22 protein-coding genes are annotated in these 23,404 nt (G+C 29.9%); 6 read left to right on the top strand and 16 right to left on the bottom strand.

The annotated features are described in order from the left end of the window. Window positions 1-4: 4 nt before the first annotated feature. The gene (locus DAD81_RS00800; RefSeq protein WP_111706323.1) at window positions 5-1,540 is read left to right on the top strand and encodes a YifB family Mg chelatase-like AAA ATPase; all 1,536 of its coding nucleotides are present in this window, start codon (window positions 5-7) and stop codon (window positions 1,538-1,540) included. A gap of 287 nt (window positions 1,541-1,827) precedes the next feature. On the opposite strand, the gene DAD81_RS00795 is transcribed toward DAD81_RS00800, so the two are convergent. The 3 genes from DAD81_RS00795 to ahcY form a co-directional block, all read right to left on the bottom strand. Then, window positions 1,828-2,670, bottom strand: coding sequence for a DMT family transporter (locus DAD81_RS00795; protein ID WP_394340144.1), 843 nt, complete (start codon window positions 2,668-2,670; stop codon window positions 1,828-1,830). A gap of 322 nt (window positions 2,671-2,992) precedes the next feature. Further along, complete coding sequence (locus DAD81_RS00790) at window positions 2,993-3,787, bottom strand: universal stress protein (protein WP_111706322.1); 795 nt, start codon at window positions 3,785-3,787, stop codon at window positions 2,993-2,995. Window positions 3,788-3,825: 38 nt separating this feature from the next. Next, window positions 3,826-5,142 carry an adenosylhomocysteinase gene (gene ahcY, locus DAD81_RS00785; protein WP_111706751.1) on the bottom strand — a complete coding sequence of 439 codons (1,317 nt, stop codon included), beginning with the start codon at window positions 5,140-5,142 and terminating at the stop codon, window positions 3,826-3,828. A gap of 87 nt (window positions 5,143-5,229) precedes the next feature. Here ahcY and DAD81_RS00780 point away from each other — a divergent pair, with 87 nt between their 5' ends. From DAD81_RS00780 to DAD81_RS00760, 5 genes are all read left to right on the top strand, one after another. After that, window positions 5,230-5,868 (top strand): 4'-phosphopantetheinyl transferase family protein, encoded by a 639-nt coding sequence (locus DAD81_RS00780; RefSeq protein ID WP_111706321.1) that lies wholly within the window; start codon window positions 5,230-5,232, stop codon window positions 5,866-5,868. A 115-nt stretch (window positions 5,869-5,983) separates the two neighbouring features. Continuing rightward, window positions 5,984-6,616 carry a nicotinamide riboside transporter PnuC gene (gene pnuC / locus DAD81_RS00775; protein ID WP_111706320.1) on the top strand — a complete coding sequence of 211 codons (633 nt, stop codon included), beginning with the start codon at window positions 5,984-5,986 and terminating at the stop codon, window positions 6,614-6,616. After that, entirely contained in the window at window positions 6,577-7,167 is a 591-nt protein-coding gene (locus tag DAD81_RS00770; RefSeq protein WP_111706319.1) for an AAA family ATPase, read from the top strand. The genes pnuC and DAD81_RS00770 overlap by 40 nt, the downstream gene beginning before the upstream one ends. Window positions 7,168-7,173: 6 nt before the next feature. Then, entirely contained in the window at window positions 7,174-7,578 is a 405-nt protein-coding gene (gene arfB, locus DAD81_RS00765; RefSeq protein WP_111706318.1) for an alternative ribosome rescue aminoacyl-tRNA hydrolase ArfB, read from the top strand. A gap of 205 nt (window positions 7,579-7,783) precedes the next feature. Beyond that, window positions 7,784-10,159, top strand: a complete 2,376-nt coding sequence (locus tag DAD81_RS00760) for a TonB-dependent receptor (RefSeq protein WP_111706317.1) — start codon at window positions 7,784-7,786, stop codon at window positions 10,157-10,159. Between the two features lie 59 nt (window positions 10,160-10,218). On the opposite strand, the gene DAD81_RS00755 is transcribed toward DAD81_RS00760, so the two are convergent. The 13 genes from DAD81_RS00755 to DAD81_RS00695 form a co-directional block, all read right to left on the bottom strand. Then, the gene (locus tag DAD81_RS00755; protein ID WP_111706316.1) at window positions 10,219-10,671 is read right to left on the bottom strand and encodes a hemerythrin domain-containing protein; all 453 of its coding nucleotides are present in this window, start codon (window positions 10,669-10,671) and stop codon (window positions 10,219-10,221) included. 112 nt (window positions 10,672-10,783) lie between these two features. Beyond that, window positions 10,784-11,008: a hypothetical protein gene (locus DAD81_RS00750; protein ID WP_111706315.1), complete on the bottom strand. Its 225-nt coding sequence runs from the start codon at window positions 11,006-11,008 to the stop codon at window positions 10,784-10,786. Window positions 11,009-11,121: 113 nt separating this feature from the next. Beyond that, window positions 11,122-11,331, bottom strand: coding sequence for a YgaP family membrane protein (locus tag DAD81_RS00745; RefSeq protein WP_111706314.1), 210 nt, complete (start codon window positions 11,329-11,331; stop codon window positions 11,122-11,124). A 3-nt stretch (window positions 11,332-11,334) separates the two neighbouring features. After that, window positions 11,335-11,613 carry a heavy-metal-associated domain-containing protein gene (locus DAD81_RS00740; RefSeq protein WP_111706313.1) on the bottom strand — a complete coding sequence of 93 codons (279 nt, stop codon included), beginning with the start codon at window positions 11,611-11,613 and terminating at the stop codon, window positions 11,335-11,337. A 211-nt stretch (window positions 11,614-11,824) separates the two neighbouring features. Next, entirely contained in the window at window positions 11,825-13,282 is a 1,458-nt protein-coding gene (locus DAD81_RS00735; protein ID WP_111706312.1) for an NAD(P)/FAD-dependent oxidoreductase, read from the bottom strand. 3 nt (window positions 13,283-13,285) lie between these two features. Then, complete coding sequence (locus tag DAD81_RS00730; RefSeq protein ID WP_111706311.1) at window positions 13,286-13,852, bottom strand: Tll0287-like domain-containing protein; 567 nt, start codon at window positions 13,850-13,852, stop codon at window positions 13,286-13,288. Window position 13,853: 1 nt separating this feature from the next. Next, complete coding sequence (locus tag DAD81_RS00725; protein ID WP_157961048.1) at window positions 13,854-14,264, bottom strand: rhodanese-like domain-containing protein; 411 nt, start codon at window positions 14,262-14,264, stop codon at window positions 13,854-13,856. Window positions 14,265-14,382: 118 nt separating this feature from the next. After that, window positions 14,383-15,798 carry an MBL fold metallo-hydrolase gene (locus DAD81_RS00720; RefSeq protein ID WP_111706309.1) on the bottom strand — a complete coding sequence of 472 codons (1,416 nt, stop codon included), beginning with the start codon at window positions 15,796-15,798 and terminating at the stop codon, window positions 14,383-14,385. 109 nt (window positions 15,799-15,907) lie between these two features. Next, entirely contained in the window at window positions 15,908-17,644 is a 1,737-nt protein-coding gene (locus tag DAD81_RS00715; RefSeq protein WP_111706308.1) for a SulP family inorganic anion transporter, read from the bottom strand. Between the two features lie 11 nt (window positions 17,645-17,655). Continuing rightward, window positions 17,656-19,383 (bottom strand): SulP family inorganic anion transporter, encoded by a 1,728-nt coding sequence (locus DAD81_RS00710; RefSeq protein ID WP_111706307.1) that lies wholly within the window; start codon window positions 19,381-19,383, stop codon window positions 17,656-17,658. Between the two features lie 77 nt (window positions 19,384-19,460). Then, the gene (ruvB, locus tag DAD81_RS00705) at window positions 19,461-20,483 is read right to left on the bottom strand and encodes a Holliday junction branch migration DNA helicase RuvB (protein ID WP_111706306.1); all 1,023 of its coding nucleotides are present in this window, start codon (window positions 20,481-20,483) and stop codon (window positions 19,461-19,463) included. Window positions 20,484-20,556: 73 nt separating this feature from the next. Next, window positions 20,557-22,308 carry a cytochrome c oxidase subunit I gene (locus tag DAD81_RS00700; RefSeq protein ID WP_111706305.1) on the bottom strand — a complete coding sequence of 584 codons (1,752 nt, stop codon included), beginning with the start codon at window positions 22,306-22,308 and terminating at the stop codon, window positions 20,557-20,559. Between the two features lie 36 nt (window positions 22,309-22,344). Beyond that, window positions 22,345-23,352 (bottom strand): cytochrome c oxidase subunit II, encoded by a 1,008-nt coding sequence (locus DAD81_RS00695; RefSeq protein WP_111706304.1) that lies wholly within the window; start codon window positions 23,350-23,352, stop codon window positions 22,345-22,347. Window positions 23,353-23,404: the final 52 nt, after the last annotated feature.

Below are 23,404 nucleotides of genomic sequence, written 5' to 3'. Positions count from 1 at the left end.
AAAAATGCTAGTTAAAGTTTTTGGAAGTGCAGTATTTGGTGTTGAAGCTACAACAATCACTGTTGAAGTAAATATAGATAAAGGAATTGGATACCATTTAGTAGGTCTACCAGATAATGCTGTAAAAGAAAGTAGCTATCGTATTTCTGCCGCTCTTAATAATATTAGATATAAACTCCCAGGAAAAAAAATAACCATTAATATGGCCCCTGCAGATCTTCGAAAAGAAGGCTCTGCATATGATTTAACCCTAGCTATTGGAATTCTCGGAGCTTCAAACCAAATTAAATCTGAAAAAATCGGGGATTATATAATTATGGGTGAACTTTCTCTAGATGGAAGTTTACAACCTATAAAAGGCGCATTACCAATTGCAATTAAAGCAAGAGAAGAAGGTTTTAAAGGCTTTATTTTACCAAAACAAAATGCTAAAGAAGCAGCCATTGTAAATGACATACAGGTTTTTGGAGTTGAAAACATTAAAGAAGTAATTGATTTTTTTGATGAAAAAGAAACCTTAACACCAACCATAATTGATACAAGAGCAGAATTTTATAAAAATTTAGACAACCCTGAATTTGATTTTGCCGATGTAAAAGGACAAGAATCAGTAAAACGCGCCATGGAAATTGCTGCTTCTGGAGGACACAATATAATTTTAGTAGGACCTCCCGGAAGTGGAAAAACCATGCTAAGTAAAAGACTTCCTTCTATTTTACCTCCAATGACTCTTCAAGAAGCGTTAGAAACAACAAAAATTCACTCTGTTGTTGGAAAAATTAAAGAAAATGGATTAATGTGTCAGCGTCCATTTCGTTCTCCTCATCACACAATTTCAGATGTTGCTTTAGTTGGTGGAGGCCAATATCCTCAGCCAGGTGAAATTTCAATGTCACATAACGGTGTACTATTTTTAGATGAATTGCCTGAGTTTAAACGAACAGTATTAGAAGTAATGCGACAACCTTTAGAAGATAGAGAAGTAACTATTTCTAGAGCAAGATTTACCGTAACATACCCAAGTAGTTTTATGTTAGTGGCCAGTATGAATCCTAGCCCAAGTGGTTATTTTAATGATCCTGACGCTCCCGTAACTTCTTCTCCTGCAGAAATGCAACGCTATTTAAGTAAAATCTCAGGTCCGCTTTTAGATAGAATAGACATTCACATTGAAGTGAACCCAGTACCTTTTGAAAAACTATCTGATGAACAATTAGCTGAGCCAAGTAAATCTATAAGAGAACGTGTTACAAAAGCAAGAGAAAAACAATCTGAACGTTTTTTAGAAATTGGAAACGTACATTATAATGCTCAAATGAGTGTAAAACAAATTCGTAAGTTTTGCAAACTTAGTGAAGAAAGTAAAACTCTATTAAAAAATGCGATGGAACGCTTAAACTTATCCGCCAGAGCATATGATAGAATATTAAAAGTTTCTAGAACTATTGCAGACTTGGAAGGTGTTAAAAATATTTCTTCTGACCATATTGCAGAAGCAATACAATATAGAAGTTTAGATAGAGAAGGTTGGCTTGGTTAAACTATTCAAATAAAAAAGGGGGGTATTCCCCCTCCTAAAAATAGGGCAACTACCCTCAGATAACATTACTTCCCTTTGTATATTTACATCATAGAAAAAGATTTATTTATTTTTGATTATTAGGGGAAATTGCAAAATAAAAAAACCACTCAATTATTGAGTGGTTTTTTTAGCTTAAAATAATATTCTAAATTTTATAAATTACCTATTAAAACCAATTACAGAATTATTCTTTCAAAATCTACCTCAACCGTTCTTAGTGAAAATAAAAATATTCCATATTAAAACTAACCTTCTTTTCTCTTTAAATAAATATTATACACTAACCCAATTAAGATTAAAAACACCCCTAACAAAGTCCATAAGTTATAAATTTCATCAAACCAAAAAGCCCCAATAATAATCATAAAAACTACTTCTAAATACTTTAATGGGGCGATTACATTTGTCTCATGAGACTGAAATGCTTTTGTCATATATAATTGACCAACATATCCAAAAACACCTAAACTTAATAAAAGAAGCCATTCTACTTTATTTGGGGTTTTCCAATTATTGATAGACATAATTCCTCCAAACAAAAACGCCATAATCATAAAATAATTAATGATAACTAGTGAATTTTCTGTATCACGGATTTTACGAATTATAACAAATATTAAACCTAAAAAAATTGCGGATAGAATAATTAATAGTAATCCAATAGAATTTACATCTACACCAAAACCTTTAATAATTAAAACACCTATAAACGCTATTAAAAATAGCAACCATTGCATTGGTTTTACTTTTTCTTTCAAAAAAATAAATGCAAAAATTGCGGCAAAAATTGGAGATGTATATCTTAATGAAACCGCAGTTCCTACAGCTAAATAATTAAGAGATTGAAAGAAACAAGTTAGCGATATTACACCTGCAATTCCTCTAAGTAGTAACAATTTTTTATTGTTTCCTAAAAACGGGATTTTATGTTTTATAATTAATGGAATTGTAAATAACAAAGTTCCTATTGATCTAAAAAAAACAATCTGATACGCGCTAAAATCATTTAAATATTTTACAACTGTATTCATTAGCGCAAATGCTATAACACTAAAAATCATATAAAAAATTGCTGTTGAGTTTTTCATGTGTATATATTATTCTTTTAACGTCATTTGCGATTCCCTTAATGATATTTTGTTAGGGGATAATTTTTTTAACATGTTCATTTCACTAAAAAATATTTCATACTATTTAATTGAATTTTAAACACATTGCGAAAATAGTAATTTCTCATTTAATTTTTAAACAAGTAAAAAACCTGTTTTAAGTTGGTTAACATAGTAAACCTAAAATGTGGAATGATCTCATTTAACTATTAGGAAACTGTTCTCAAATAAAAAAACCACTCAACAAATTGAGTGGTTTTTTTATTTGAGAACGTTATTCTTTTTTTACTAAAATAAGCTTTTATAAATTCCCTCTTAAAACTAAGAGCGGGATTCTACTTTCAAAATCTATTTTTTTAATTCGCTTTTTCTCCCATAATTTTGAGAAAAATCCTCGCTTACGTCTAATAACACACAATAAATCTGGGTTTACATCATTTAAATGCTTTAACACACCTTGATAAACAGTAGCATTTTCAGTTTTTATAACTGAATCTGCAATTGCATTAAAATCTTTATGCAAAATATTGTCTTTTTCTTTATTATTTGAAGTAATCACATGAAGTAAATTAACTTTAGATTTAAAGATACTAACCAAATCGTGTAAAGGATCTAACACCCCTCCTCTTTTTATTAATCCAGAACGAACACCTAATAAAATGGTCTTATACGGTTTAAATTGATATCCTTTTGGTATAATAAGAACAGGAAATTCCATTCTTTTAACAATTTCACCAACAACTGGACCAATATAAACTGAAGAATCTGGACTCGTATAATTAGCAGATGAAACAATAAGATCAACATCTAAAGCTTTAGATACTATTTGAATTACATTTGAAATTTCACCTTTAAAAACCTTTGATATAATTTCAACGTTTTTTTTATCTACATTTTCAAGTATTCTTCTTAATTCTTCTTTTGCTTCACTTTCAATAATATCATCTACTTTTTTAAGAATCCCAGTAGTTTTTACAGATCCAAAAACTTGAATTACATAAATTCTTGAATTTGAAACTGAGGCCAAATCTATGGCATATTGCAATGTATCAACCGAATTTTCAATATTACCTAGTGGAACTAAAATTCTTTTCATAAAATTTAATATTACTTAATTTAATTTTTAAAACAACATTAATATCTATAATACTCTGGCTTAAATGGCCCTTCTACTGTTACACCAATATATTCCGCTTGGTCTTCACGTAAAGTTTCTAGTTCAACTCCTATTTTAGCTAAGTGTAAACGTGCAACTTTTTCATCTAAATGTTTTGGCAACATATAAACTTCATTCTTATAAGCTTCTCTATTATTCCAAAGTTCTAATTGAGCCAATGTTTGGTTAGTAAATGAATTACTCATCACAAAACTTGGGTGACCTGTAGCACAACCTAAATTAACTAAACGTCCTTCAGCTAAAACAACAATATCTTTTCCGTTAATATTATATTTATCAACTTGTGGCTTAATAGTATCTTTTGTATTTCCGTGATTTTTATTTAACCAAGCCATATCAATTTCATTATCAAAATGCCCAATATTACATACAATTACTTTATCTTTCATTGCTTCGAAATGATGACCTTGAATAATATCTTTATTTCCTGTAGTAGTAATAATAATATCAGAATTACCAACAACAGTTTCTAATCTCTTCACTTCAAAACCATCCATTGCAGCTTGTAATGCACAAATAGGATCTATTTCTGTTACAGTTACAATAGAACCTGCTCCTTTAAAAGAAGCTGCAGTTCCTTTACCAACATCACCATAACCACAAACTGTTACACGTTTTCCTGCTAACATAATATCTGTTGCTCTTCTAATAGCATCAACAGCACTTTCTCTACATCCGTATTTATTATCAAATTTAGATTTAGTAACGGAATCATTTACGTTAATTGCTGGCATTGGTAATGTTCCCGCCTTCATTCTGTCGTATAAACGGTGAACTCCTGTAGTAGTTTCTTCAGATAAACCATTAATTCCTGCAGCTAATTCAGGATATCTATCTAACACCATATTTGTTAAATCTCCACCATCATCTAAAATTAAGTTTAATGGCTTTTTCTCTTCTCCAAAAAATAATGTTTGCTCAATACACCAGTCAAATTCTTCTTCACTTAAACCTTTCCATGCGTATACTGATACTCCTGCAGCAGCAATTGCCGCAGCAGCTTGATCTTGTGTAGAGAAAATATTACAAGAACTCCAAGTTACCTCAGCACCTAAATCTACTAAAGTTTCAATTAAAACAGCAGTTTGAATTGTCATATGCAAACAACCAGCTATTCTTGCTCCAGCCAAAGGCTTTTGTCCTTTATATTCTTCTCTTAAACTCATTAAACCTGGCATTTCTGCTTCAGCTAATTCAATTTCTTTTCGTCCCCAATCTGCAAGATTGATGTCTTTTACCTTATATTTTACGTAAGTTGATGTTTCTGAACTCATATTTATTAAATTTGTAATGTTATTTAAAACAAGTTTAAATAATGTTTTAAAGTTTTGCAAAAGTACAAAATACATTTTAGATTATAAATGCCTTTATATAAAACAATTAAACCAAATAAGCACACAACAATATATGTGTGGAAAATTGAAGCTTCGCTTTGTGAACTTTCAAAAGAAATTGAATTAAATGAAAGAAGTAAAAAAAGATTGCTCTCAATGAAAAGTAAACTGCACCAACGTGGTTTTTTAAGCGTTAGACATTTACTTCGTGAAGCTGGTTATACTGACTTTGATTTATACTATAATGAAAATGGAAAACCGCATTTAAAAGATGGAAAAAATATTTCCATAACACACTCATTTAATTTTTCAGCAATTATAATTAGTGATTCCGAAGTTGGTATTGACATAGAAATGAATAGAGAAAAAATAAAAATTATTCAACATAAATTTGTCAATTTTGAAAGTGGTTTTATTCATCAAGATGATGATTACATTCAACAATTAACTGTAATTTGGGGAGCAAAAGAAAGTTTGTATAAAATTTATCCGCACGGTGGATTGACTTTTAAAAATGATATTGACATTAATTCATTCCAAATAATAGACAAAAAAACTACTGGATTTATAAAAGCCGAAGACTGGCAAAAAAGTTACAACATTTACTTTGAGCAGGTTGAGAATTTCACTTTAGTTTATGCTATAGATCCTTTATCTAATGACTAAAAATATTTTAGCCAGCTATACAGGAATCTTCAAAAAAATAACTAACAAATACTTATTATAACGGAGTAAATTTGGGAGTAATTGACACTGCTTTTGAAAAATATATAATATAATTATGAACGATTTGTTTAACACCTTATTTGGCCAATACAGTAATTATGAAACTATTGATATTGCACTTGAAATAATAGCTGTAATATTTGGATTTCTATCCGTTTGGTATTCCAAAAACAATAAAATATGGGTGTTTCCAACAGGTATGGTAAGTACAATAATATTTGTGTATTTATTGCTAAAATGGGGATTACTTGGTGACATGATGATTAACGCTTACTATTTTATAATGAGTGTTTATGGTTGGTATATTTGGACCAGAAAAGTTGATGCTTCTCACAATACTCTTATTTCTAAAACTACAAAAAAAGAAAAAATAACATCGGTATTTATATTTATTTCAACATTACTTTTTGTATTTATTGTTTATAAAAGTTTTGATAAATGGACCAGTTGGGTTGCCTATGTTGATACTATTACAACAGCCATATTTTTTGTAGGGATGTGGTTAATGGCAAAAAGAAAACTTGAAAACTGGACATATTGGATTATTGGAGACCTAATTTCTGCTCCTTTATATTTCTATAAAGGTTTTACATTTACAAGTTTTCAATATCTTATATTTACAATAATTGCAATTTCAGGTTATTTATCATGGAGAAAGATCTTAAACAAAAATCAACTAACATCATAAAAATAGTTTTATTTGGTCCAGAAAGCACCGGTAAAACAACAATTTCAAGAAAATTAGCTCGTCATTATCATACTGTTTGGGTGCAGGAATATGCACGTGAATATTTACAAAAAAAATGGAATAACAAACGTAAATTATGCGAAAGCAGTGATCAACTTCCAATTGCCTTTGGACAAATGAAATTAGAAAATAAACTTTCTAAAAAGGCTGATAAAGTGCAAATATGCGATACTGATCTCTTGGAAACTGTTGTTTATTTTGAAAATTATTACGAAAAATCGATTGATCCCAAATTAAAAGAAGCTGCATTAAAAAATCATTATGATTTGTATTTATTAACTTATATTGATACACCTTGGGAAGCTGACGACATTAGAGAAAACCCTCATCAACGAAAAGAAATGTTTAACATTTTTGAAGCTACATTAATAAAATACAACAAACCATATATTTTACTAAAAGGTGATTTAAATACGCGTTTAAAGACTGCCATTAAAGAAATTGATCAACTTTTAAAAGAAAAAGCACAACTTCAAAACTCTACAAAATAAATTAGTTTGGACACTAAAAAAATCATACAAGAACTAGAATTTAAAGCCGTTAGAAGTAGCGGAGCTGGAGGACAACATGTTAATAAAGTTTCTTCAAAAATCGAACTCTTCTTTAATATTGAAAATTCTAATGGTTTAACTTCTGAAGAAAAAGAAATTCTTGAAAAAAAATTAGGTCATAAAATCTCTAAAGAAAACGTACTTATATTAACTTGTTCAGAAAGTAGAAGTCAGCATAAAAATAAAGATCTAGTTATAAAAAAACTATTCGATTTACTTAAAAAAAGCTTGCTAAAACCTAAAAAAAGGAAGCCCACAAAACCAAGTAAATCAAGCATAAAAAAACGTTTAGAAAAAAAGAAAAAACACGCTTTTAAAAAGGCTTATAGAAAGAAGCCTAATTTTGAATAAAATATTTTTTGCTTTTTTCTAAAATTTATTTGTAATATTGCACCATCTCAAAAGGGGTGCCGAAAACGGCTGAGATCAAACCCATTGAACCTGAACAGGTAATGCTGTTAAGGGAAGATAAAAGCACAATAGTGCTGTGGTAAACAGTTAATTATTCAAATCATCGATTAATTACCTCTTTTTACATCGTTTTATTTTATAAAAAATGAAACAATTTTTAAAACAGAACCTTAAAAAAGCAAAGATACTAGTAGCTTTTTTAATTATTTCAAACAATGTATTTGCACAAGAACAATTTACTATTTATGGAAAAGTAGTTGACAAGCAAGAACCAATTCCTGGAGCCAGTATTTTAGTTAAAGGAACTAACCTAGGTACTTCCAGTGACTTTGATGGGAATTTTAGCCTATCACTTAAAAAAGGTGAATACACATTAATTGTTAAAGCTTTAAGTGAACCTAAAGAAGTTGTAGTTAACTTAAACAAAAACACTTCTATAACTGTAGACTTATCAAATAGTTTTGTAAAATTAGATGAAGTTTTAGTATCTGCTGTTAGAGTTAAATCAACATCTCCAGTTACACACAGTAACATAACAAAAGAAGATTTAGAAAATCGTAATTTAGGACAAGATATTCCTGTTCTATTAAATTACTTACCTTCTGTTACAAGTTCTTCAGATGCAGGTGCTGGTGTTGGTTATACGTATATTAGAGTACGTGGTTCTGACGCTACAAGAATTAACGTTACGTTAAATGGAATACCTTATAATGATACGGAAAGTCAAGGTACATTTTGGGTAAATTTAGGTGATTTTACATCCTCAACTCAAAGTATTCAATTGCAACGTGGTATTGGAACTTCTACAAATGGTGCTGGTGCTTTTGGAGCCAGTTTAAACTTGCTAACCGATGCTATTTCAGAGAATTCTTACGGAGAAATAAGTAGCGCAATAGGATCTTACAACACCTATAAAAATACAGTTAAATTTAGCACTGGAAAAATTAATGATCACATTGAAATTGCAGGTCGTCTTTCAAAAATTAGTTCTGATGGATACGTAGATAGAGCCTCTTCTGATCTAAAGTCATACTTTTTACAAGGTTCTTATGTAGACGATAATACATTAATTAAGGCCATAATTTTTGGTAATAAAGAAAAAACTTACCAAGCTTGGTATGGTTTAAGTAAAGAAGAACTAAAAGAGGATAGAAGACAGAACCCTTACACTTATGATAATGAAACTGATAATTACTGGCAAGATCATTATCAATTACATTGGAACGAGAAATTAAACGAAAATTGGTCAACAAATCTAGGACTAAATTATACTAAAGGAAAAGGATATTTTGAGCAATCTAAAGAAGGTAGTGCGGTATCAAAATACAATAATATTGTAGAAGCTACTGGAGTAGATTGGTATGGAACACCGGCTACTGATTTAATTGTGAGAAGATGGTTAGATAATGATTTTTATGTCTTAAATTTTAATACAAATTACAAAAAAGAAGGTTACGAAGTTATTACTGGGGTTTCAGCAAGTAATTATAAAGGAGACCATTTTGGAGAAGTAATTTGGGCAAGAAAATTTGCTGATGATGCAAACGTAAGAGATCGTTATTATTTTAGTGACGCTACAAAAAACGAATTTAGTATTTACTCTAAAGCATCATTTAAACTAAATGAAAATTTAAGTGGATTAGTTGATTTACAAGGAAGATTTGTTAATTATAAAACTGATGGATTAACGTCAGCCAGAGATAATTTAAACATTGATAAATCTTATAGTTTTTTCAACCCTAAGTTTGGTTTAACTTACAAAATAAACAATATAAACAGTATTTACACTTCTTTTGCTAGAGCAAATAGAGAACCTAATAGAGATGATTTTAAAAATGGTTCTAATGTTAAAAATGAAACATTAAATGATTTTGAATTAGGTTGGCGTTTAAATAATAAAACTATTAGCTTAAATACAAACATGTATTATATGCAATACAAAAATCAATTAATTCAAACTGGAGGATTAAATGATGTTGGAGACTATTTAAGAGAAAATATTGAAGACAGTTATAGACTTGGCTTGGAGATTGATGCCAACATTAAAATCTCTAATAAGCTCTCTATTAGTCCAAACTTTACGTTAAGTTCTAATAAAATTAAAAACTTTATTCTAGAAAGAGATGATGTTACCGAAAATATTGGAACAACTAATATTGCATTTTCTCCAAATATTATTTCAGGAAACTCCATAAACTACCAACCAATTAAAAATTTAACTATTAACTTTTTATCAAAATTTGTAGGTGAACAATACCTGAGCAATACAGATACTAAAACCTCAAAATTAGATAGTTATTTTACAAGTGATCTAAATTTAACCTATAAAATAAATCCAAAATCAATATTTAAATCAATTGTATTTTCTGGAGTTATAAACAATGTATTCAATAAAGAATATGTAGATAGAGGATATACTTTTTTAGATAATTGGTCTACTCCTGGAAATTCATTTGAAGTTCAAGGATATTATCCACAAGCTACAAGAAACTTTTTAATAGGAGCAACTTTTAAGTTTTGATAAAAAATTACTATGAAGAAGAAGAAACCTGAACATTAATTTTGTTCAGGTTTTTTTTATTATTTCCAAAAGACATCGCTTAAATTATCTTGAAATTTTTCAACCCTATGAAACTTTTCAATCATTTCAAGTTCTTCTTTATTTGCTTTACTTTGAATTTCATTAAATAAAATACGCTCCTCAAAACGGACATGAGATTTTAATTGCACTTGAATCTCTTTCAATGAATTTTCAATATTATAAGTATCTGTAAATAAATTCAATAACAATTTATGCTGATCCAACGCTTTAATTATAAGTTCATGATTACTACCTAAAATAGGAAAAACATATTTTTCTTCTAGTTGAAAATGTTCCAAAATATGAGTATTATAAAACCAATCAACATATTTTTTTATTCTCTCTGTTGCGACTCCTTTTGAAAATCCTTTTTGAATTTTTAAACAAAGTGATAATGCTTGATAATGATCTTTTGAATATTCTTGTAAAGAATGATGTCTTTTTATTCCCATACTAATCTATATTTCCCTTAATATACAATTAAATTCATTTAAGAATATTACACACAATCTATTTAATAGTAATTACATTTAAATTTTAAAAAATAAAACTTTTTATAATTCCTTATACCTCTACACCTTTTAGAATTAAAGAAGACATCTTTCTGTCTGTTTTTTCAAAACTATAGGCATTTGCTCCAACCAATGTCCAGGCCTGGTGATAATAATGCATATCCGAAGGCTCAATAACTCCTATTTTTAGTGCAGGATCTTTCTTTTTTAACATTGAGGAAACCTTAATCCCTGCTGTTTCACCTCCTATTACGATTACTTGAAAATGTTTTAACATAGGTAAGTATATTATTAAAATTTGTAATTATATAATTAAGAAAATTATATAAAAAAACCTATTTAGTGTGACTTAAATCACTCTAAATAGGTTTTAACAAAATTTTAATTTTTCTATTCTTTTAAATCACAAGTATTCACCTTAAAAATTGAATATAATGGACATTTCCCTACCAATGTAGTTATTAATAATATCGCTGAAATGATATATAGTAAAACTTTTAACCAAGTAGTTTCAATATCAGTTGATAAAGCAAAATACCCTATTGCTACTCCTAAAATCATTCTAACTATTCTATCTGTACTTCCTAAATTTAATTTCATAATTTATTCAGATTTTGATGTCATTCTTCCCGTAGCGCAACTTACAAAAGATTTAGCCTTATGAATTAGTGTATTTGCATCTCCAATTTCAGGATAACCCATTTCAGATAATTTTTGTTTAACAGTGTCTAAGACAACTTCGTTGTCAATATCAACAATCACCATTGAAGTTTCTAACTCAACATTAACCGTTTTAACACCTTCAATTCCTTCCAACCCTTTTTTTATGGAACTCACACATCCGCCACACTTTAAGTTTACTATTTCTATAATTTTTTTCATTATTATTAAATTTTAAATCAATTAATTAGTCGTGTTTAGGAATGTCCCTTTACAACTATCTTCATGACTTTCAAATTTAACTTAAAAAAATTAAAAATTTGAAACAAAAAGAAGGATCTCATAAATTTAACCATTCTTGTAGGTTCTGTTCCATAAGACATATTGCTATATGGAATATTTTTATTTAAACTTTCACTCATAACTTAAAATTTTATTCAGGAATTAACCACCAAAATGGTTTTGCTTTTGCTTTGTAAATAAACATATAATGCATAAATAACTTCATCCAATGACCGGCTGTTCCTACAACTCCAACTGTATCATTTATATCTCTTCCCCATTTAGGATATTTCTCCCAGTCTTGCACTATGGGATTTACGGTCATAACTGCCGCTTGTCCCTTACGAATTCCATAACCTGCAGAAACAATACATGCCGCACCCATTTTAGCCATTGAAGCCTCATGAGGGTGGTCTGTTTTTCCCGTTTTTATTTGATGAATAATATTTTGGGCTACTATTTTACCAATTACTCCAGAAGGCATTCCTGTACGTGGTGGAGTTGGAAATATTTTTGTGCCATTTGGGCTTTGCATTGGCTTAGACATTGAGTGTGGTGGTGCAAATGCAATACCTGCTGCATATATATTTTTATATTCCACACTTTGATATATTAAAGGCCAATCTTTTGCTTTCCATTCTTCATATGGTTTTGTAGTATAATCTGCATCTACTTTCATCATTCCATTCCCTGCAAAAACATCACTACTAATATCATTTCCATGTTTCCCATACGCTTTCATTCCTGCTCCAGCAAAACCTGGGATTAACATTGCAAAATCAAATTCTTGAGTTTTCAATTCTCCTTCCAAATTTTCATAATGCACAATTCCTTTTTCAACTTTTGAAACTCCAGCCTGTTTAATCCAACGAATGCCATATTCTTTTAAGAGAGATTCTGTAAATATTTTAGTTGGTGTTATATAGCCATTACGTTTTACATAGGCTCCACCCATTCCAAAATCCCCTAATTCATATTCATTGGTAATCCACCATAAATCAGCTAAATGATTTAATTTTCTTTTATTTACCTCAAACGCAATATTTAGGATATACTCAAAAGCTGCTCCTTGACAAGTTGCCAAAGGGTGCCCGGTACCCACTAAAAAAGTTTGTTTCTCACCATTCTCCATTTTTTTAAATGACTCTTGTAAATTACTCCAAGCATTTGCAGCGTGATCATAAGTACAAACAGATTGTGTGAATTTTTTAGGCCCTAAACCTTCAGTGGCTTCAAAATTTAATTTTGGTCCAGTTGCATTTATTAAATAATCATATGTTACTTTTTCAACTACATCTTTCTGTTCTTCAGAAACATATTTAATAGTTACAAAACCCTTCTCATTTTCAGCATCACCTTCCGGATTAATTGAAACTCCCAATGCTTGCTTATAATCTACTCCTAATTTTTTATAAACTGGCGCCAATTTAAACTTCACCTGATCCGGAGTCATTAAACCTACTCCTACCCAAATATTGGAAGGAACCCATTGAAAATTACTATTGGGAGAAACTATCACAACTTCATGTCCCTTTTTTAAGTATTTACTTAAATAAGAAACCGCTGTATGCCCCGAAATTCCAGCTCCTAAAACAACAACTTTAGCCATAATTTATTTATTAAACGTTATACTCCATACTCCTCTAATATCACCTTCACTATATCCTGTAGCAATATCAAACGGATATATTGATTTTATAATTGAATCTGTTTTAATTGACATTGTTTCATTTACTTTTCCATGGCATGTTAAACATTTAGCTTGAATTTTAATTGGAGCATAAAAATGTTTATTATTATCGGCATCAATTTCAATAACCGGATTTATTTCTTTATTATGAGATTTAAGATCTTTATACATTTCAATAATTTCTAACTCTCTAATTGTAGGTTCAATCTTACAACTCCTTAATTGATCAGATGATCTTTTAATTATAGCATTGTGCTCTTTGGAAAGTTTTGCTAAAATGTTTCTTGCTTCTTCTTTACAAAAAGGAACTGCTTTAGCTGTTCCTCCTTCCTTCATTTGAGTCATTAAATTAGCATTTAACTCATTAAAAGAAGCTTGAGCAATTGCTTTTCCTTTTGTGGTATACTCTTGTTTTTCTTTTTCTGAAAAACCGCTATCGCAAGCAACTAAACTTATAAGGAAAGAAAATAATAGTACTTTATTTAACATCTTATTTAACTATTTTTAATTTATTTTTAAACCAATTAGTAATCCCTCCATTCAAATCATAAATTTCAGTAAACCCAATCTTTGCCATTTTTCTTGAAGCTGCAGAAGTTCTATTACCCGATCGGCAATAAATAAATATTGGTTCTGAAGTTTTGTATATTGAAACCTTCTCTAAAAAGTCTTTATCATACATATTTATATTTACAGCTCCTTCAATATGACCTTGTTTAAATTCAAGCGGAGTTCTTATATCAATCAATGTGTTATTTTCTAATTTATTTTTAAACTCTAGAGGTGTTACAAGATTAATTTCCCCACTTTGAGTGACTGTTTTTTTTGGTTGTGAATTTGTACAACTTAAACTTACAGTAACAAGAAAAAGTAATATTGTTAATTTCAAATATATTTTCATTTTATTCATTTTATACAAAGGTAGTTTACACAGTATATGTTCTAGTAACTAAAGTTACTAAAATAAAAAAAAGGGAGTTATATAACTCCCTTTTTTTTATTTTAGTAATTAAGAACATTTATAATAATGTAGTAGGACATACGTAATCTGTAAGTTTTACTCCTGTATCTTTTATATCTTTAAACCCACCTCTTACATCCGTTACATTTTTAACACCATTGGCCATAAAAATAGATGCGGCAATTAAAGATCTATAACCACTTGCACAATGCAATGTATACGCCTTATTAGTATTAATTTCTACAAAATTAGAATGAATAGTATCTAAAGGAAAATTCTCAACCCCTTCTACATGCTCCGACAAATATTCAGACTCTTTTCTTACATCTAATGGAGCTTCTATTTTCCCAGCTTTTAACTTATTTGCAAATTCAACTGCAGAAATAGAATTAATTTTATCAACTTCGTGGCCAGCTGCTATCCAAGAATGAATTCCTCCTCTTAAATAACCCAAAGTATTATCATACCCTACTCGTGAAAACCGAGTAACAACTTCATGCTCTCTTCCTTCTTCTGCAATAAAAATTATTTTTTGATTAATATTTTTTATTAATCCACCAACCCAAGGGGCAAAACCACCTTCAACTCCTATATACCAAGCTCCTGGAACAGTTCCTTCTTCTGTAAAAATTTCTTTTGCTCTTGTATCAATAACCAAAACATCGTCCAGCAGGCTCATTTCTTTAAACGAATCAGCGTCAATTGGAGTTGTTCCTCTTGCTAAAATAGCATCAATCCCTAGATTTATTCCTTTATTCATTCTAACATTATTTCCAAAGTACTGTGGTGCAGGTTTTAAACCTTTAGTTACTTCTTCAATAAATTCTTCTTTTGTCATGTCTGCTCTTAAAGCATAATTTGTTTTCTTTTGATTTCCTAGTGTATCAAATGTTTCTGAACTCATGTTTTTACCACAAGCTGAACCCGCTCCATGGTTTGGATAAACTATTGTATCATCAGGAAGAATCATTATTTTATTTCTTAATGACTCAAACAAATGTCCTGCTAAATCTTCTTGAGTTAAATCTGATTTCACCGCCAAATCTGGTCTTCCTACATCTCCAATAAATAAACAATCACCTGTAAACACATATGGAGTTTTTCCTTTTTCATCAATTAATAAATATGAAGAAGATTCCATAGTATGCCCTGGTGTATGTAATAGTTGAAGCGTAAGATTTCCTATCTTAAACTTTTCACCATCAACAGCTTGATGAATTTTGTAATTAGGTTTTGCATTAGGACCAAAAACAATAGTTGCTCCTGTTTTTTTTGCTAAATCAACCTGTCCAGAAACAAAATCAGCATGAAAGTGTGTTAAAAACACATATTTAATTTTAACTCCATCTGCTTTCGCCATTTCTATATATGGTTCCGTTTCTCTTAAAGGATCAATAATTGCTGCTTCTCCATTTGAGTGGATATAGTAAGCCATTTCAGCCAAGCAGCCCGTAAATAATTGTTCTACTTTCATAATTATCTGATTTTATATTAATTATAACTAGTTGTATTATCTCAAAGCTACAAGATTCTTTATGCTTTTTTGTAACTCAGATTACATAATAATCAAACTTTTAGTTTCCTTAATGGTTTGTTTGTTTAATATATTTAGAATATTTAGGTTCAATATTCATATCTTTTTTACGTTTCTCAAAATTATTAACAGCCTCATGAATACCCATAAAGCAATTGATATATCCAATTTTACTCATAATTCCACTTTTATCCAATACATCTCTAACTGGCCCTTTCATTCCGCTAAAAACAATTTCAACACCTACACTCTTATAGTGCTTAATTAAATCTTTTAACATATAAACTCCTGAACTATCAATACTGTTAATACTCTCTCCGTCTATTATTATTAGTTTTAATTTTTTTCCTTTTACTATAACAAATTCTTCTAATTTATCTTTAAAATAGGCTACGTTAGCAAAATAAATTTGAGCATCAAATCGTAAAATTAATATGTCTTCATTTATTTTTAAAAGACCATCAAACCTATCAACGTTTCTATAAAAATGGGTATTAGGAATTTGTCCTAAAATTGCAACATGAGGTTTTGCACTTCTATAAATTAACATTGCTAAAGAAAGAATAATACCTATTAAAACCCCTTCCTTTATCCCAATAGTTGCAGTAACTATTAAGGTTATATTTAAAATTACTAATTCTCTTTTTGAATATCTTAACAATTGTTTTGGCACAGAAAAGTCCAACAAACTATAAACTGCTACAACAATTATTGCTCCTAAAACAGCCTTTGGTAAATAAAAGAAAACAGGTGTTAAAAACAGTAATGTTATTCCTACAATTAAACTAGAAATTATAGCAGCTAAAGGTGTTTTTGCCCCCGCTTGGTTATTAACAGCTGTTCTTGCCAAGCCCCCTGTTGATGGATATGATTGAAAAAAAGACCCTACAATATTCCCTAAACCTATGGCTATTAATTCTTGATTGGGATTTACCTTATAATTATTATGTTTTAATTCAATTGCCTTTGCTACTGAAATAGCTTCTAAAAAAGCAATAAAAGATAGAGTTAATGCAATAGGAAATAATTCAATCAGTGTATTTTTTTCAAATTTAGGAATAGTAAATTCAGGCAATCCTTTTGGAATATCTCCCAATATTTGAACTCCTAATTGTTCTAAATGAAATACTCTAACCAATACAATTCCTAAAACCACAACTACTAAGGCGGAAGGAATTTTAGTTTTCAAGCGTTTTAAAAAAATCAAAATAAATATTGAACCTACACCTATTGCAAAAGTAATCCAATTTATTCCTTTAACCTGTTGAAATACGTCAAGAGCTAATGTCTGAATTTTATTATCTCGCATTATTGGAACACCCAATAAATGTTTTAATTGATTTAAACCAATAATTAATGCTGCCGCTGATGTGAATCCACTTATAACTGGTCTTGATAAAAAATTAACTAAAAAACCCAATTTAAAAAAGCCAAAAACAACTTGTAAAAACCCTATCATAAAAGCCAATAATATCGCAAATTCAATAAAATTTTCAGTACCTATTTGTGCTAAAGTTGCTACTCCAGATGCAACAATTAAAGAATCCATTGCTGCAGGACCAACTGCTAATTGACGTGACGTTCCAAAAATAGCATATGCAATTTGCGGAATCATTGCTGTGTATAACCCATAAATTGGAGGTAAACCAGCAATCATAGCATATGCAATTCCTTGAGGTATTAGCATAATTCCCACTGTTAATCCTGCCCCTAAATCACCTTTAAACCATTCTTTTTTATAATTTGGCAACCAATCAAGTATTGGTATATATTTTTTAAAATTCATCTTCTAAATTTTTATTTACATTCATTAAAAATTTTTGTAGAACATGTTGCGCAAATAGAAGGGTCTAATTTTTTATAAATAGAAGCTATTGCTGTATTTTTATCTTTAAAGAAATTTTTAGTTCCAATCGTTTCTATAAATCCCCCTTTTTTTAAAATATCTTGACTAATAATTTTCAATCCAACAAAATAAATGGCCCCACCTCTTTTTTCCCACTTTTGAGCTTCTTGTGATAACCATTCTGCACCCGCTAAATCAATAAAATTAATACCTGTTGAAATAATTAATAAATTTTTACTTTCGTCATTTTCATATAAATCTGCAAAAAAATCTGAAATTACTTCTATAGCTCCAAAATAAATAGAGCCATCAATTCTTATTATTTTTAATTGAGGACACTCTTTAGTTGTCTTATCTCTAATTTTATAAATAAACTTATTATTTATATTTTTTCCAAAAACGGCTATATGTGGTTGTGATGTTTTTTCTAAATAGAAAAATAATGATATTAAAATACCTGAGAATAGTGCTGTTTCCAATTGAAAAAATAATGTTCCTAGTAAAGTAACCGCTAAAACAATAAATTCCCTTTTACTACTTTTTATAATTTTTTTAATATGGTAAACATCTATTAAACTGTAACCAATCATTAAAATAATTCCTCCCATTGCAGGTTTTGGTAAATAAGAAGCATATTCCGCAAAAAACAGTACTACTATCATTAAACCTATTGCAGCAACTATTGCTGAAAATGGAGTTTTAGCTCCTGCTTGAAAATTTACACTTGATCTAGTAAATGAACCTGAACTAACATATGAAGAGAAAAAACTTGAAATGATATTTGTTAAACCTTGACCTATAAATTCTTGATTATTATCTAATTTTTGATGAGAATGAAGTGCTATTGATCTTCCTATAGAAACTGCCTCAACCAAACCAAGTAAAGCTAATATTACTGCACCTGAACTTAGCATATACATGTTTTCAAAATTAAAATCTGGAATTTCAAACGGTGGTAAATTAGATGGTACAAAACCAACAGTTTCAATACCTAAACTTTCACCTCCAATTAATAAAGTTATAACACTTCCCAAAATCATTGCTATTAGCATATGTAATTTTGAAATAACTTTAATAAATTTTTTTATAATTATTGCTACTAGTAATGTCCCCAAAGCAACCGCTAATACATAAAAATTAGTTTCCTCAATATGAGAAACTATATATTTTAATATTTGATAAAATGAACTCCCTAATGGAACTTTAATACCAAAAACGTGTTGTAATTGTTTTACAGCAATTAATATACCTGCACCTGCCGCAAAACCTATTACTACAGAATTTGAAACAAAATTCACCAATTTCCCCATCTTAGCCAATCCCATTAATAACTTAATGACTCCAGCCATAAATGAAATTAAAATCGCTAATGAAATATAAGCCTGTAATTCGGTTTCAGGGTTTACGTATTTACTAATTATTGCAAATAATACAATTGAACTTGTTGTTGTTGGTCCGGAAATTAAATGGTATGAAGATCCAAATAAAGCTGCAATAACTGGAGTAATCATTGCTGTATAAAAACCATAAACTGGAGGTAAACCTGCAATCATAGCAAATGCTACAGCCATAGGAATAACAACAATTGTTCCCGTTAATCCCGCTATTAAATCACTTTTCCATGTATTTTTTACAAGCGGTAACCAATTTAAAAAAGGAAATATCTTATTTAAACTCATATGTTGAAATTAAGAGTTTTAATTTACGTAAAAATACGATGATAAAAAACAAAGAATGTGATCCAAGTCACAATTAACTAAAATAACTCTCCTTGGGATTTCCCCTTGGTTCTTCCCAAATGTTTATAAGCTAACTCTGTTACTTCTCTTCCTCTTGGAGTTCTCATAATAAACCCTTGTTGAATTAAAAATGGCTCATAAACTTCTTCAATAGTTTCAGAATTTTCACTTACTGCTGTTGAAAGTGTACTTATTCCTACTGGACCACCTTTAAACTTATCAATAATAGTTGTTAAAATCTTATTATCCATTTCATCAAGACCATGGGCATCCACATTTAACGCATTTAATGCATATTTTGCTATTTCAATATTTATAGACCCATTTCCTTTTATCTGAGCAAAATCTCTAACTCTTCTAAGCAATGCATTTGCAATTCTTGGAGTTCCTCTACTTCTACCTGCAATTTCTATAGCTGACTCCATAGAGATTGGAACTTTTAAGATTGTAGCGCTTCGTTGCACTATTGTAGTTAACAGTTCTGTGTTATAATACTGTAATCTACTACTTATTCCAAAACGAGCTCTCATAGGAGCTGTTAATAACCCTGAACGCGTTGTTGCACCAATTAAAGTAAATGGTTCTAAATCTATTTGTACAGTTCTTGCATTTGGCCCAGATTCAATCATAATATCAATCCGATAATCTTCCATTGCAGAATACAAGTATTCTTCAACTATTGGACTTAACCTGTGAATTTCATCAATAAATAAAACATCTCGTTCACTTAGGTTAGTAAGCAGCCCTGCTAAATCACCTGGTTTATCTAAAACCGGACCCGAAGTTATTTTTAACCCAACTTCTAATTCATTTGAAAGTATATGAGCTAAAGTAGTTTTACCTAAACCTGGAGGACCATGAAACAATGTATGATCTAAAGCTTCTCCTCTTAAATTTGCAGCTTCAACAAATATCTTTAAATTCTCTAAAACCTGATCTTGACCAGTAAAATCTTCAAAACTTAAAGGCCTTAATTTTTTTTCAACATCCAATTCCTCGGAAGAGAAATGTTCTTTTTCTGGATTTAGGTTTTCGTTCATATAAACAAAGATAGTTGAAATAAAAAACCTTTCTAAAATATTAGAAAGGTTTTAATTATATATGTTTTTGAAATTAAGATTCTTCTTCTCCTTCTTTTAAAGGTGTAATTTGAGTAACATAATCTTCCTCTTGTCCTGGTTTACTATAATCATAAGCCCAACGGTGTACTTCAGGAATTTTACCTGGCCAATTTCCATGTACATGTTCAATTGGAGTTGTCCATTCTAAAGTATTAGCCTTCCAAGGATTTTGAGTTGCTTTTTTCCCTTTATAAATACTAATAAAGAAATTCGCTAAGAAAATTATTTGAGCAGCACCTCCCATAATTGCAAACATTGTAATTACAATATTTACATCTGCAACATCATCAAACAAAGGAAAAGCTGTATTAGAATAATATCTACGTGGTAAACCTGCTAAACCAACAAAATGCATTGGGAAGAAAACCCCATAAGCAGCAACAACAGTTATCCAAAAATGCCAATAACCTAATGTTTTATTCATCATTCTACCATACATTTTAGGAAACCAGTGATATACCCCAGCAAACATTCCATAAATTGCAGATACCCCCATTACTAAATGGAAATGAGCAACCACAAAATATGTATCATGCACATTAATATCTAAAGCGCTATCTCCAAGAACAATACCTGTTAAACCACCAGAAATAAATGTTGAAACAAATCCAATTGAAAAGAGCATTGCTGTATTCATTTGAATGTTTCCTTTCCACATGGTCGTTATCCAGTTAAAGGCTTTTACAGCTGAAGGAATTGCAATTAATAATGTTGTAAATGTAAATACAGAACCTAAAAATGGATTCATACCTGAAACAAACATATGGTGTCCCCATACAATTGTAGATAAAAATGCAATTGCTATAATAGAACCAATCATAGCTCTATACCCAAAAATTGGTTTACGCGAGTTACACGCAATAACTTCTGAAACAATTCCCATTGCAGGTAGTATAACTATATAAACTTCAGGGTGTCCTAAAAACCAAAATAAGTGTTCAAATAAAACTGGTGAACCTCCTTGATAATGCAATACTTCTCCTTGAATAAATATGTCTGATAAATAAAATGATGTACCAAAACTTCTATCGAAAATTAACAATAGAGCTGCAGACAACAATACTGGAAAAGAAACTACACCAATAATAGCGGTAACAAAAAATGCCCAGATTGTTAATGGTAACCTCGTCATTTTCATTCCAACGGTTCTTAAATTTAAAACAGTTACAATATAATTTAATGCTCCCATTAATGAAGATGCAATAAAAATTGCCATAGAAATTAACCAAAGAGTCATTCCCATTCCTGAACCAGGAATTGCTTGAGGTAGCGCACTTAAAGGTGGGTAGATTGTCCAACCTGCAGAAGCCGGTCCAGCTTCAACAAATAAAGAAATTACCATTATTATACTTGATAAAAAGAATAACCAATAAGACACCATATTTAAAAATCCGGATGCCATATCTCTAGCTCCAATTTGCAATGGAATCAATAAATTACTAAATGTTCCACTCAAACCTGCAGTTAACACGAAAAACACCATAATGGTACCGTGAATAGTAACTATTGCAAGGTAGATGTCTGGTGACATAACACCTCCATCTTGATGATGACCTAAAAAAGCTTCAATTATTGAAAATGATTTTTCTGGCCAGGCTATTTGTAAACGAAATAACATAGACATAAAAACTCCAATTACCCCCATGAAAATACCTGTTACCAAATATTGTTTAGAGATCATTTTATGATCAGTACTAAAAACGTACTTTGTTATAAAAGTTTCTTTATGATGATGATCTGACATATTTTATTTTTTTAGTAAAGTAGTAAGTAGTTAGTTTTATTGAACAACTTGTGCCATAGTTTTTTGACTATTTAACCAAGTGTTAAATTGAGATTCCTCTTCAACAACAATTTTCATTTGCATGTTATAATGTGAAGAACCACAAATTTTATTACATAATAACAAATAATCAAACTCATAAGGATCTTCTCCTTTTTCAGTTCTAATTTTATTTATATTATTAACTTTAGTAATCGTTTTTTCATTCAATCTCATTTCTTCAGTAGTTAATGAAGGCGTGAATGCAAATTGTGTAACCATTCCAGGAACACAATTCATTTGAGCTCTAAAATGAGGCATAAATGCAGAGTGCAATACATCTTGAGAACGAAATTTAAAAATAACTTTACGTCCTTTTGGTAAATGTAATTCTCTAGTAGGAATGTCATCCAAAGCATTTTTATCAGTCATATCAACACCCATAGTGTTAATACCTTTTATATTTCTAACATTAGCTAAACCAAGTTCATTGTCTTCACCCGCATATCTGGCCTCCCACTGGAACTGTTTTGCATATACTTCAACAATAAGTGGATCTTCTGCATCTGATGCATCCATTACATCTATCCAAACAGATAAACCATAAAGCACTAGTCCTGCAAGTACTACAGCAGGAATAATAGTCCAAATCATTTCTAATTTGTGGCTATCCGCATAAAATAATGCCTTTCTACCATTTACTCCTCTATATTTAAAAGCAAAATAGAATAGTAAAAATTGAGTTATTGCTTGAACAACTAGAATTAAGATCATTGTAACGGCGTACAACGTATCATATCTTTCACCTTCAACTGAGGCAGCATCTGGTAATAGAATTGATGAATATTTTACAAAACAAAATATCATCAATCCATAAAAGAAAATTCCAAAAACTGCAAATAAAACTCCTTGCGTATTGTTATCTTTTTCAGTTGCAATAACCCCTTTTAATTTGAGAATACTCGCAACTTGCCATATGGCTACGGCAATAACTATTGCCAGTAAAATATAAAGTAATGCTGTCATTTGTTGATTTTGATTTTTTTAGTGGTGTCAAATATAAAAAAAATCCTGAATT

It is taken from the genome of Lutibacter citreus, from assembly GCF_003260195.1.
In the GTDB taxonomy this organism is placed as follows: Bacteria; Bacteroidota; Bacteroidia; order Flavobacteriales; family Flavobacteriaceae; genus Lutibacter; species Lutibacter citreus.
The sequence above is the reverse complement of the archived record's forward strand: the minus strand, read 5'-3'. Positions and strand labels throughout refer to the sequence as shown.

Excerpts from the sequence above, each read along its gene's own strand:
- DAD81_RS00725 (WP_157961048.1), bottom strand. The coding sequence starts at position 14,264 with ATGAAAATATATTTGAAATTAACAATATTACTTTTTCTTGTTACTGTA.
- DAD81_RS00735 (WP_111706312.1), bottom strand. The coding sequence starts at position 13,282 with ATGGCTAAAGTTGTTGTTTTAGGAGCTGGAATTTCGGGGCATACAGCG.
- DAD81_RS00740 (WP_111706313.1), bottom strand. The coding sequence starts at position 11,613 with ATGAAAAAAATTATAGAAATAGTAAACTTAAAGTGTGGCGGATGTGTG.
- DAD81_RS00745 (WP_111706314.1), bottom strand. The coding sequence starts at position 11,331 with ATGAAATTAAATTTAGGAAGTACAGATAGAATAGTTAGAATGATTTTA.
- DAD81_RS00695 (WP_111706304.1), bottom strand. The coding sequence starts at position 23,352 with ATGACAGCATTACTTTATATTTTACTGGCAATAGTTATTGCCGTAGCC.
- DAD81_RS00780 (WP_111706321.1), top strand. The coding sequence starts at position 5,230 with ATGCCTTTATATAAAACAATTAAACCAAATAAGCACACAACAATATAT.
- DAD81_RS00755 (WP_111706316.1), bottom strand. The coding sequence starts at position 10,671 with ATGGGAATAAAAAGACATCATTCTTTACAAGAATATTCAAAAGATCAT.
- DAD81_RS00730 (WP_111706311.1), bottom strand. The coding sequence starts at position 13,852 with ATGTTAAATAAAGTACTATTATTTTCTTTCCTTATAAGTTTAGTTGCT.
- DAD81_RS00760 (WP_111706317.1), top strand. The coding sequence starts at position 7,784 with ATGAAACAATTTTTAAAACAGAACCTTAAAAAAGCAAAGATACTAGTA.
- DAD81_RS00700 (WP_111706305.1), bottom strand. The coding sequence starts at position 22,308 with ATGTCAGATCATCATCATAAAGAAACTTTTATAACAAAGTACGTTTTT.
- DAD81_RS00715 (WP_111706308.1), bottom strand. The coding sequence starts at position 17,644 with ATGAATTTTAAAAAATATATACCAATACTTGATTGGTTGCCAAATTAT.
- pnuC (WP_111706320.1), top strand. The coding sequence starts at position 5,984 with ATGAACGATTTGTTTAACACCTTATTTGGCCAATACAGTAATTATGAA.
- DAD81_RS00770 (WP_111706319.1), top strand. The coding sequence starts at position 6,577 with ATGGAGAAAGATCTTAAACAAAAATCAACTAACATCATAAAAATAGTT.
- ahcY (WP_111706751.1), bottom strand. The coding sequence starts at position 5,142 with ATGAGTTCAGAAACATCAACTTACGTAAAATATAAGGTAAAAGACATC.
- ruvB (WP_111706306.1), bottom strand. The coding sequence starts at position 20,483 with ATGAACGAAAACCTAAATCCAGAAAAAGAACATTTCTCTTCCGAGGAA.
- DAD81_RS00790 (WP_111706322.1), bottom strand. The coding sequence starts at position 3,787 with ATGAAAAGAATTTTAGTTCCACTAGGTAATATTGAAAATTCGGTTGAT.
- DAD81_RS00750 (WP_111706315.1), bottom strand. The coding sequence starts at position 11,008 with ATGTTAAAACATTTTCAAGTAATCGTAATAGGAGGTGAAACAGCAGGG.
- DAD81_RS00800 (WP_111706323.1), top strand. The coding sequence starts at position 5 with ATGCTAGTTAAAGTTTTTGGAAGTGCAGTATTTGGTGTTGAAGCTACA.
- DAD81_RS00710 (WP_111706307.1), bottom strand. The coding sequence starts at position 19,383 with ATGAGTTTAAATAAGATATTTCCTTTTTTAAATTGGTTACCGCTTGTA.
- DAD81_RS00795 (WP_394340144.1), bottom strand. The coding sequence starts at position 2,670 with ATGAAAAACTCAACAGCAATTTTTTATATGATTTTTAGTGTTATAGCA.
- DAD81_RS00720 (WP_111706309.1), bottom strand. The coding sequence starts at position 15,798 with ATGAAAGTAGAACAATTATTTACGGGCTGCTTGGCTGAAATGGCTTAC.